The 11,765-nt window shown below is 44.5% G+C and carries 5 protein-coding genes; 3 read left to right on the forward strand and 2 right to left on the reverse strand.

The window, feature by feature from the left end; all coding sequences use genetic code 11:
• The first annotated feature begins 2 nt into the window (after nucleotides 1–2).
• The 3 genes from AAGC78_RS12800 (at nucleotide 3) to AAGC78_RS12810 (ending at nucleotide 8,124) form a co-directional block, all read left to right on the forward strand.
• On the forward strand, nucleotides 3–278 hold the full coding sequence (locus AAGC78_RS12800) for a DUF5985 family protein (RefSeq protein ID WP_435784477.1): 276 nt from the start codon (nucleotides 3–5) through the stop codon (nucleotides 276–278).
• Between the two features lie 67 nt (nucleotides 279–345).
• A complete protein-coding gene (locus tag AAGC78_RS12805; RefSeq protein WP_435784478.1) occupies nucleotides 346–7,209 on the forward strand; it encodes a HAMP domain-containing protein in 6,864 nt (2,287 codons plus the stop codon).
• 222 nt (nucleotides 7,210–7,431) lie between these two features.
• Nucleotides 7,432–8,124, forward strand: a complete 693-nt coding sequence (locus AAGC78_RS12810; protein WP_435784479.1) for a DUF421 domain-containing protein — start codon at nucleotides 7,432–7,434, stop codon at nucleotides 8,122–8,124.
• Nucleotides 8,125–8,701: 577 nt separating this feature from the next.
• Here AAGC78_RS12810 and AAGC78_RS12815 read toward each other — a convergent pair.
• On the reverse strand, nucleotides 8,702–9,472 hold the full coding sequence (locus AAGC78_RS12815) for a hypothetical protein (RefSeq protein ID WP_435784480.1): 771 nt from the start codon (nucleotides 9,470–9,472) through the stop codon (nucleotides 8,702–8,704).
• An 859-nt stretch (nucleotides 9,473–10,331) separates the two neighbouring features.
• Complete coding sequence (locus tag AAGC78_RS12820; protein ID WP_435784481.1) at nucleotides 10,332–11,735, reverse strand: exonuclease domain-containing protein; 1,404 nt, start codon at nucleotides 11,733–11,735, stop codon at nucleotides 10,332–10,334.
• Nucleotides 11,736–11,765: the final 30 nt, after the last annotated feature.

Genomic DNA, 11,765 nt, shown 5'->3' on the forward strand with positions numbered 1-11,765 from the left:
GTATGAACGAAATGTTAATTGGAGCCATTGCGGCTTGTTGCTTTGTCATCGGATTATTCTTTTTGCGCTTTTGGCGGGCAACTTCTGACAAGTTTTTTCTATTTTTTGCACTCTCTTTTTTCATTGAAGGTGCAAACCGTGTGTCATTGGAACTGTTTCCTAATTTGCATGAAGCTTCGCCGAGCTATTACATCATTCGGGTAATTTCCTACAGCTTTATCATTGTGGCCATTTTGGATAAAAACCGACGTCGAAAATCCAAAAGTAACTTTAAATAAAATTCAAGCGCTCCCTGAAAATCAACCAATTTACCTTTCCTTATATTTATAAAACCAGGAGACAGTTATGGAACTCGCTGTGCAATTGGATGAGCAGCTAGATGTTAAAAGGTTGCTGCACGTGCTGATGGCGCTTAAGAAAGGTGATTTTTCTGCGCGTATGCCAAGTGATCTCACCGGAATGCCAGGCAAGGTAGCTGACACGCTCAATGAAATTATGGAATCTAACGAGCTGTTGGCAAAAGGAATTGCGGAAGTGAGCCGTGAAGTAGGCCGTGAGGGACGCCTTTCGCAGCGTGCGGTTATTTCATCTACCTCGGGTGGATGGACCACAATTGTCAATTCTGTGAATACATTGATCGACGATCTTGTGCGTCCCACTACCGAAATGGCCCGAGTTATTGGCGCAGTAGCAAAAGGAGATTTGTCACAAACCATGGCGCTTGACGTTGATGGTCGTGCACTGAAAGGACAATTCCTTCGCTCTGCAACTACGGCAAACACCATGGTGGAACAGCTATCGTCATTTGCATCGGAAGTAACGCGCGTTGCGCGTGAGGTGGGCACAGAAGGTAAGCTTGGTGGGCAAGCAAATGTTCCCGGTGTTGCCGGTACCTGGAAGGATTTGACCGACTCAGTAAACTCAATGGCCGGTAACCTGACGTCGCAAGTGCGTAATATTGCTGACGTAACTACTGCGGTTGCTAATGGCGACTTGTCTAAAAAAATCACCGTGGATGTACGCGGCGAAATTTTGCAATTGAAAGACACCATCAACACCATGGTGGATCAGTTGCGTTCATTTGCATCGGAAGTAACGCGTGTAGCACGTGAAGTGGGTACCGAGGGTAAATTGGGCGGACAAGCGTATGTACCGGGTGTGGGTGGAACCTGGAAAGACCTCACCGATAACGTGAACTTCATGGCATCGAACCTAACGGATCAGGTGCGTAACATTGCTAACGTAACTACAGCGGTGGCAAATGGTGATCTCTCTAAAAAAATTACTGTGGATGTAAAAGGCGAAATTCTGCAATTAAAAGACACCATCAACGTGATGGTGGATCAGCTTTCTTCATTCGCATCGGAAGTAACACGTGTAGCGCGAGAAGTAGGAACAGAAGGAAAGCTTGGCGGGCAGGCACAAGTAAAAGGTGTTGCAGGAACCTGGAAAGATTTGACCGATTCGGTAAATTCCATGGCGGGAAACCTGACATCGCAAGTACGTAACATTGCCGACGTAACGACGGCGGTGGCGACAGGCGACCTCTCCAAAAAAATTACTGTGGACGTAAAAGGTGAAATTCTCGAATTAAAAAACACCATCAACGTGATGGTGGATCAGCTCAACTCATTTGCATCGGAAGTAACGCGTGTAGCGCGTGAAGTGGGTACAGAAGGAAAGCTCGGTGGTCAGGCGCAAGTAAAAGGCGTTGGTGGAACCTGGAAAGACCTCACCGATAATGTAAATTTCATGGCCTCCAACTTAACGGGGCAGGTGCGCAATATTGCCGAGGTAACCACCGCTGTAGCGCGGGGTGATCTCTCTAAAAAAATCACCGTGGATGTAAAAGGTGAAATTCTCGAATTGAAAGACACCATCAATGTGATGGTGGATCAGCTCTCGTCGTTTGCATCGGAAGTAACGCGTGTAGCGCGTGAAGTGGGTACCGAAGGAAAGCTCGGCGGGCAGGCAAATGTGTCCGGTGTGGCGGGAACCTGGAAGGATCTGACCGACTCGGTGAATTCGATGGCGGGTAACTTGACCGACCAGGTACGTAACATCGCCGAGGTAACTACGGCGGTGGCAAATGGTGATCTCTCCAAAACAATTACCGTAGATGTAAAAGGCGAAATTTTCGAATTGAAAAACACCATCAACGTGATGGTGGATCAACTCAACTCGTTTGCATCGGAAGTAACGCGCGTTGCGCGGGAAGTGGGGACAGAAGGTAAGCTCGGCGGGCAGGCAAATGTATCTGGCGTTGCAGGAACCTGGAAGGATCTCACCGACTCAGTGAACTCGATGGCCGGTAACTTGACGGGGCAAGTACGTAATATCGCCGACGTAACTACAGCGGTAGCGCGTGGTGATTTGTCTAAAAAAATTACGGCCGATGCTAAAGGTGAAATTCTCGAATTGAAAAACACCATCAACGTAATGGTGGATCAGCTCTCGTCGTTTGCATCTGAAGTAACACGCGTTGCGCGTGAAGTGGGAACAGAAGGAAAACTTGGCGGTCAGGCGCAAGTAAAGGGTGTTGGTGGAACCTGGAAAGATCTCACTGATAACGTGAATTTCATGGCCTCCAACTTAACGGGTCAGGTGCGCAATATTGCTGAGGTAACCACCGCCGTAGCGCGGGGCGATCTTTCTAAAAAAATCACCGTGGATGTAAAAGGTGAAATTCTCGAATTGAAAGATACCATCAACGTGATGGTAGATCAGCTTTCGTCGTTTGCATCGGAAGTAACGCGCGTTGCGCGTGAAGTGGGGACGGAAGGAAAACTTGGTGGGCAAGCAAACGTGTCCGGCGTCGCAGGAACCTGGAAAGATCTTACGGATTCAGTGAATTCCATGGCCGGTAACTTGACCGACCAAGTGCGTAACATTGCTGAAGTAACTACAGCCGTAGCAAACGGTGACCTATCCAAAACAATTACGGTAGATGTAAAAGGTGAAATTTTTGAATTGAAAAATACCATCAATGTGATGGTGGATCAGCTCAACTCATTTGCATCGGAAGTAACACGTGTAGCACGGGAAGTGGGAACAGAAGGGAAGCTCGGTGGTCAAGCGCAAGTAAAAGGTGTTGGCGGAACGTGGAAAGATCTTACCGACAATGTGAACTTCATGGCATCCAACTTGACCGGTCAAGTACGTAACATCGCCGACGTAACTACAGCGGTAGCGCGTGGTGATTTGTCCAAAAAAATTACGGCGGATGCAAAAGGTGAAATTCTTGAATTGAAAGACACCATTAACGTAATGGTGGATCAGCTCTCGTCGTTTGCATCGGAAGTAACGCGTGTAGCGCGTGAAGTGGGAACGGAAGGAAAGCTCGGTGGGCAAGCAAATGTATCCGGTGTAGCGGGAACCTGGAAGGATCTTACCGACTCAGTAAACTCAATGGCCGGTAATCTGACCTCACAGGTGCGTAATATCGCCGATGTAACCACCGCAGTAGCAAACGGTGACCTCTCTAAGAAAATTTCGGCCGATGCCAAAGGCGAAATTCTGCAATTAAAAGACACCATCAATACCATGGTGGATCAGCTGCGTTCATTTGCATCGGAAGTAACGCGGGTAGCGAGGGAAGTAGGTACTGAAGGTCGTTTAGGTGGGCAGGCAAACGTACCGGGTGCATCGGGTACCTGGAAAGATCTCACTGATAACGTAAATTTCATGGCGTCGAATCTGACCGATCAGGTGCGTAACATTGCAGCGGTAACTACGGCGGTAGCGCGCGGTGATTTGTCTAAAAAAATTACCGTAGACGTGAAAGGCGAAATCCTTGAATTAAAAAATACCATCAACGTGATGGTAGATCAGCTCTCGTCATTTGCATCGGAAGTAACGCGCGTTGCGCGTGAAGTAGGGACTGAAGGAAAACTTGGCGGACAAGCGCAAGTGGAAGGTGCAGCAGGTACCTGGAAAGATCTGACCGATAACGTGAATTTTATGGCTGCAAACTTGACCGCACAGGTGCGTGGTATTGCGGGCGTGGTAACAGCGGTAGCCAATGGCGATCTCAAGAAAAAACTAACGGTAGCAGCGCAAGGTGAAATTGCGGCACTCGCCAACACCATTAACGAAATGACTGACACGCTTGCAGTCTTCGCCGATCAGGCCACCACTGTGGCGCGTGAGGTGGGTGTAGAAGGAAAACTGGGCGGGCAGGCGAGCGTGCCCGGTGCGGCGGGAACCTGGAAAGACCTCACCGAAAATGTAAACCAATTAGCGGCAAACCTTTCAACGCAGGTGCGTGCAATTGCAGAAGTGGCGACGGCGGTAACACGCGGTGACTTATCCCGTTCGATCCAAGTTGAAGCACTTGGTGAGGTATCGGATCTGAAAGATAACATCAATGAAATGATCCGCAACCTGAAAGAAACCACACAAAAAAATGCGCAGCAAGACTGGCTCAAAACTAACCTTGCGCGCTTCACGCGCTTGCTACAAGGCCAACGCGATTTAGAGACGGTGACCTCATTGATCTTGTCTGAATTGGCGCCGCTGGTGAATGAACATCACGGCGTGTTTTACATGATGGACTCCAGCACAAAAGATTCCCGACTGCGCATGATTGCAAGCTACGGCTATCGTTCAAACCGTAAATTGCCAACATCTTTCCTTCCTGGCGAAGGTTTGGTGGGGCAATGTGCAAAAGAAAAAGCGGGCATTTTGCTAACTGACGTTCCTGGTGATTACATTCAGGTTTCATCCGGGCTTGGGTCAGCAACTCCAAACAATATTGTGGTGCTGCCGATTTTATTTGAACAGCAAGTAAAAGCCGTTATTGAGATTGCCTCGCTAGATCGTTTTACTGAAACACATTTGTCGTTTCTTGATCAGTTAATGGAATCCATCGGCGTAGTATTGAATACCATTGAAACAAACAGTCGCACTGAAAGTTTGTTGACCCAATCGCAATCGCTTGCGCAGGAATTGCAACAAACCAACCAGGAACTTGCTGAAAAAGCACGCTTGTTATCAGAGCAAAACTTTGAGGTGGAAAGAAAAAATACCGAGGTTGAACAGGCTAAAATGGAATTGGAAGAGAAGGCGAGCCAGCTTGCACTTTCTTCCAAATATAAATCTGAATTCCTTGCCAATATGTCCCATGAGTTGCGTACACCGTTAAATAGTTTGTTAATCCTTGCGCAGCAATTGAGCGATAACCCGAACGGCAACCTCTCCGATAAACAGGTTGAGTTTGCACGCACTATCCATGGTTCTGGTAGCGACTTGTTAACGCTCATTAACGATATTCTTGACCTGTCAAAAATTGAATCAGGGACCGTTACTCTTGACATCAGCGAATATCGCTTCCAAACCATCCGTAATTATGTGGAGCGTACCTTCCGCCATATGGCGGAAGCAAAACAACTTGGCTTCTCCATTGAACTTGATAATTCACTGCCTCCGTCAGTAATGACCGACAGTACTCGGTTGCAACAAATCCTTAAAAATTTACTATCTAACGCGTTCAAGTTCACTTCGCGTGGGCGGGTGACATTAAATATCAGTTTAATAGATGGAGGATGGACGGCAGATCATCCAACTTTGTCACAAGTTGATGCCGTATTGGCATTTAGTGTAACTGACTCGGGTGTCGGCATTGCCGCAGACAAACTCCAATTAATTTTCGAGGCATTCCAGCAAGCAGATGGTAGTACCGCCCGTCGATACGGTGGTACTGGCTTAGGCTTATCAATTAGCCGCGAATTGGCGCGTTTATTAGGCGGAGAAATTCGTGTTGAAAGCGAAATAGATGTGGGTAGTACCTTTACACTGTTCCTTCCCTATCAAAGGAATGAATTTTCACATGAGGCTTTCACCAATTCGAGCACGACTCAGTTTCTTACACAGCACAAAAATGCTCACGTAGATCGTGCTGAGCCAATGCGTAGGTCAGTAAACCATAATGAGCAGCCAGCTGAAAGTAATATTGTTGTTGCGGATCTGACTGTTAATCCGGTATTTGATGATCGAGCTTTGGTCGTCGCGGGTGCTCCATCGGTGCTGATTGTTGAAGACGATTTTGATCGTGCGAGCTTGTTGTTGGACACGGCGCGCGCGCAAAACTTTAAAGGGATTGTTACTTCTTCCGGTGAATCTGTTTTAACACTAGCCCGCGACTATTTACCTAGTGCCATTTTACTCAAGCTCCGGTTGAGTGATGCGGATGGATTCACCATTCTGGAGCGTCTTAAACGTGATCCTGCTACACGTCACATTCCTGTGCATGCTATTTCTGGTTCGGATGAAATTACTGTGGCATTACAAGACGAAGATCGTGAGCACATTGTTCGGCTCGGAGCTGTTTCATATCTCCCGGAGCCAATTTCCAATGAACGTTTGCAGCAGGAGTTTTTACGAATCCAGCGTTACGCGCAGCTCGATAAGCGAAGACTATTGGTAGTAGAGGACGACGAAGTTCAGCGTAATAATGTTGTTGAGCTTATCGGCACTGCTGACGTTGATATTCATGCAGTTGCGAGTGGTAAAGAGGCACTTGATGCATTGTCTAGTGCGCAATTCGATTGCGTAGTGTTGGATTTGACGTTGCCTGATATTAGTGGCTTTGATGTTATTGACACGATTGTGAAAGACGATGCGTTAAAAGATATTCCTATTGTTGTGTACACAGCGAAAGATTTGGAACGCAAGGAGCTAACCAAACTAAAGCGTCTCGGAAAAACAATTATTATTAAAGATGCTAATTCACCCGAGCGTCTTCTTAATGAGACTTCATTATTTCTGCACCGCGCCCATGCAAACATGCCAGAACCCCAGCGTCGTATGATGGATGCAATGCGTGCAGCGGACAGTGGCTTGGCTGGCAGGAAAGTGCTTGTGGTAGATGATGACCTGCGTAATATTTTTGCGTTGAGTTCTGTGCTTGAGAGGCAGAATATGAAAGTGTTATTTGCTGAAAACGGTCGCGATGGAATTGAAGTTCTGAAAAAAGATTCTGATATCGAGATTGTTCTAATGGACATCATGATGCCCGAGATGGATGGTTACGACACAATGCGTGCAATTCGTCGTATCCCGAAGTTCAAAGCCTTGCCAATCATTACACTTACCGCAAAAGCGATGAAAGGAGATCGAGACAAGTGTATTGCCGCAGGGGCGTCTGACTACATCACTAAACCTGTTGATGTCGCACAGTTGCTTTCGTTAATGCGTGTTTGGTTGCATTAAGAGCGGTGTAGTGTTTTAGCAACAAACGTTTCTATTGGAGTGCGCCGACCATTAATGACGGTGAGTTGAAATTTTGCTATTAGTCACTGTTGTTCTTTATTCGGTATTGCGATTATTTCATTCTGATCCGATTGATGAATATGTATGGTTGGCATCCGATGCTGAATTTGCTTCGGTGTAATAGAAACACGTGAATAAAATCGGAAACACTTACAGGTAAATATGAGCTCTTTCGATTTACAACGAATATTGATAAATGAACTTCCAGTTTCATTCCTTTATGAAGTAGCCTTTCGGGCGAGCTTAGCGTTTATAGCTGTGTTCCTATTTTTAAAATGCAGCGGACGGCGAGGGATAAGGCAGCTTTCGTTATTTGAGTTGGTGATAATTCTCACGCTAGGTTCTGCTGCTGGTGACGTATCTTTCTATCACGATGTGGCTTTGCTGCCGGTAGCAGTAGTATTTCTAACACTACTGTTAATTTACCGCTTAACAATTTTTGCTATTGGCCGGAATAAGCATCTTCATGCTTTGATCGAAGGTGTTCCTATCACCGTTGTAAAAGATGGTCTTTACCAGCTTGAATCTTTAAAAAAATTAAATATTTCATCAGGCGAACTGTTAATGGAGTTTCGTCAGCGAGGTGTAGAACACTTGGGGCAAGTGAGATTAGCGATAGTAGAAACAGATGGAGACGTTAGTCTTTATTTCTTTTCCACAGAAAATATTCGCTCTGGTCTTTCTGTATTGCCTCCCGAACATCGAGATGAATACAAAATTGCTACACAATCCGGTCTTTATTGTTGTGTAAATTGTGGGTTCCCTCATTTAATTGAAAGCGGATGCGAAGCTCAGTGTGATCGGTGCAGCAAGGAAATCTGGTCCCCAGCACTCACAAATCATCGTACCAATTAGATTGTCGATCAGCATCTAGTCTTGCGCAATTGGCACTAAAAAAACCTCAATATTAATGACTACCTAAAGGCGCTTAGCGTCATATCTCTACGAGTTTTTTTCAATAATAGTAGTGGCGTGCCTTTATATGACTTTGGGCTTTCCCGTCTGAACAACCCATTCATTGGTAATTTTTTTCCAGTTAAAACTACTACAAGTAACGCTCCCGTAGTGATGCAAGCTGCGGTAATTGACGTCAAGCTTGATGTCATGGACTGCTACGCCGAAAGCGGAAATCGAGTATTCCACTATAAATATTTATTTTTAATCATGGGATAATAGTTTGAGTGCGGGTCATTAACTGAGGTGTTAGCGGATTGGAAAATGAAATATGAAGGTTACTACATTATTATCAATCGTCATTTGCCACCATTGTTTCGATTTTTTTCGATGCTTTAAAATTGAAGGTGAGTCGACGTTTACTTTTGGTCGAAATTAAATGCGTGGATGACTTTTTAGATAGCTGCCTGTTAATAAGAATTGCCAGCTTTGAGTGACAATTCTTATCCAAGGCCAACATGCGATAACGAAGTCTACATCATGAATAAGAAGATAATTTAAGTCTTTTCATTTGGATCAATAACAAGCTGGAAATAAATAGTAGCCAGATTGATGGTTCAGGAACTTCTGCCGGCCTTCTTTTAAGTGAATCAATCCTGAAATAATACTCGTGTCCTATACCCAGATCGTTTAGCTGATAAATCCAGCCATAGTTATCATGATTGGCGAACTCGGGTTTTATGATGACATCATTGTAATTGGCACTGCTAGTTAACCAGCGCGCATTATCATCGACAGCTCTGAGAGATAAAGCAGCGCTATTTCTTGGATAGGGCACAAAATTATTGTATATGCGCTGGGCATAAAACCCGCTGTCTCCATATAAGTAAGATTGATGGGCGAGGTGTGTGTAAGCATTGTTTCCCTCAAGATCGGGTTCGGGGGTAATTGGAATTGAATCTGAAATGTCAAGAATACTGCCATCCGGATTCGTCACGCTAAACGACATCCAGTCTGCGTAGGGATAAATATCCTCTTGGGTGGAGTACTGGGAATAGCCTAGGCCGTTGTAGGGACTTGCTGATGATTCATCCAAATCCATAGTTACAGTGCCGGTGACTTGTAGACCATTCCATTGTGGATGTGACGTGGCTAGTGTTTGTTGTATTTTGGAAATAAGAACGGTATTGCTAATTGTACCGGTAAAATCAAATGTCAGAGGAATTGCCCAGCTGGGTGCAGTGAATGTTGTTAGTGCAGATATTAACGCTAGCGTAGCTAATCGATAAAAATTTTTGGTGATAATCATTCTATGTACTCCTTTAGCGCTGATTATAGAAAATGTATCTTTGTTGAAGGGCGAACAGTAAGTGCCGATAAAGTATACGCCCATGCTTTTTTCAATCCAATCGGAAGAAAATGTGTTAATAAGTGACACACAATGGGGCAGTAATAATTTGGATAGGAAAACTAGGTTGATGCCATTTAGCACTTAACTGCTATTAGCTACATTCAAAACCATCGGCGGCTTGGGCTAAACTCGGCGTTATGTATCCGAGTTACTTACAAAAAAATAGATATAGAACTTGGGCGTTTGATCATTATTTTGCGCGTCTAAGTTTGAGCCGAATGAAGGCTACACTGAACTGAAAGAATGTTATTTACGTTCAAGTTGACCCGTCACGCGATGAGCGAAAAAATTTCAAAAGTTCAGTGTGAATGTGCTCATAATTGATCTCGTCGCAGCTCACGTTCACCGGAATCCTGTCGTTAATAGAGCGGATATTTCCATGTTCGTCGTAATGAATCACAAGTTTGAAAGAGTCAGTTTGGTCAGGTCTTTTTGATGTGCACCTGATGTAAATAAGCTTCCCACTACGGCTGAAGCGCGGGAAGGCTTCCAGATATCTGTTTCTACATGTTAGAGCATCAGTAACGCATATGATCAACTGGTCCTTAACGGGTAAGGCCTTCATATTTTTTAACGTTGGCATTTTTATCAAATTTAGTAGTTATGAGCGCAATATAGGTCGTTATGTATAAATTTTCGCCAAAGCTCTGGCTGTTCGTGTATACGAACCGGGGAAGGTTTTAGATCACCAAATTCTGGGGTTACAGCTGACATTTTCTTTCTGTCATTGCTGTGCAATCAATTAAGAAATTTTTCTTTATTTTAGGGGGGTAATGCGTACCGAAGTTTTTTTTGAAAATATCTCGTTCACAAGATAGCGATATATGTCTCTATCCAGCAGAGGTTCTGAGGTGAATGGAAGGATTTCAGCATGATCTGCGGGTGAGTCAGCAATACCCAATACGCACCAATTATCAACCACCAAGTATTTCTGCTGACCTGAGGCATCCTCTTCAAGTATTGAAACCGGTCCTTTATATGGCCAGGTTTTCAACGCTAATAACGCCAGTCCATCTAAAAGCTCGACGTTATGTTGCAATGCAAGTTGTTTCCCGACGCAGAAGCCTTTACATTTTTTCAGTTGATGGCTTGAGCATGCACGATTGTTGGTCTTTTCAAAGCCACATACTTGATAACAAAGGTTACGTTCGTTGCAGATAGATTGAATAGCCTGATTGGCTTTTTTAATTGAGGGAAATAACCCATATAGTTTTTTTCTTGTTATTGGCATTTCGGATATCGACACTATCTGTGGCTTCAATATTCCATCGTGTCCTTCTTCTAGCTGAATGCTGTAGAAACTACTTATTCTTCGTAGTTTGCGGTTGTAAATCGGTTGGAGCTCTTTTACTTTTCTGGATTCAAGTATTAACGCTGTCAATTCGCCAGTGGTTTTGTCAAATGTGATATTTCGAGTCTGTTGGCAAATTTTCATTTCCCGAGATGACTTATGGTCAGCGGTGAAATGTGAAAGAACTCGTTTGCGAATGTTGATGCTTTTTCCTACGTAAAGAAGTTCCTTTTTTTCTCCCCAGAAATAATAGACTCCTGGCGAATTGGGTAATTCAAGAATCAAGGTTGAATCAAAATTTGCGGGCATGCTTTCTTTACGATATTGGTGTTTTATTGCTTCCTTGACTAACTCTTCACCTTTTTCCTCTTCAGCAATCGCCATGAATTTAAGCGTGGCTTTTGCATCGTCGAGCGCGCGATGACGATGGGTGACATAGATTTGATGGCGAGCGATTATTTTTTCAAGGCTATGGCCGTTGCTATCCGGGTATAAAAATCGGGAAAGCTTTACTGTACACATAAGCTTTGATTTGAATGAATAAGCTAAACGAGCGAATTCGTTACGAATAAAACCATAGTCAAAACGTACATTGTGAGCAATGAATAATTTACCTTGAAGGCGCAATAATATCTCTTTTGCTACTTGTTCAAAGTAGGGCGCGGCGAGCACCATTTCGTTTGTTATGCCGGTGAGTAATTGTATTCCTTCAGGTATGTGAGCGCGTGGATTAATTAGAGTGGACCATTCTTTCACTCCATCTTCGGTGACTTCGATTATTCCGATCTCGGTAATACGATCATGGGTCACGTTACCCCCAGTTGTTTCTATGTCCACAATTACGCATGGGGTAGGGATGTATTTAAGCATCTAATTCTCAACATTAAAGAACGTCTCACA

Source organism: Cellvibrio sp., from assembly GCF_039207905.1.
Taxonomy (GTDB): domain Bacteria; phylum Pseudomonadota; class Gammaproteobacteria; order Pseudomonadales; family Cellvibrionaceae; genus Cellvibrio.

Excerpts from the sequence above, each read along its gene's own strand:
- AAGC78_RS12805 (WP_435784478.1), top strand. The coding sequence starts at position 346 with ATGGAACTCGCTGTGCAATTGGATGAGCAGCTAGATGTTAAAAGGTTG.
- AAGC78_RS12815 (WP_435784480.1), bottom strand. The coding sequence starts at position 9,472 with ATGATTATCACCAAAAATTTTTATCGATTAGCTACGCTAGCGTTAATA.
- AAGC78_RS12820 (WP_435784481.1), bottom strand. The coding sequence starts at position 11,735 with ATGCTTAAATACATCCCTACCCCATGCGTAATTGTGGACATAGAAACA.
- AAGC78_RS12810 (WP_435784479.1), top strand. The coding sequence starts at position 7,432 with ATGAGCTCTTTCGATTTACAACGAATATTGATAAATGAACTTCCAGTT.
- AAGC78_RS12800 (WP_435784477.1), top strand. The coding sequence starts at position 3 with ATGAACGAAATGTTAATTGGAGCCATTGCGGCTTGTTGCTTTGTCATC.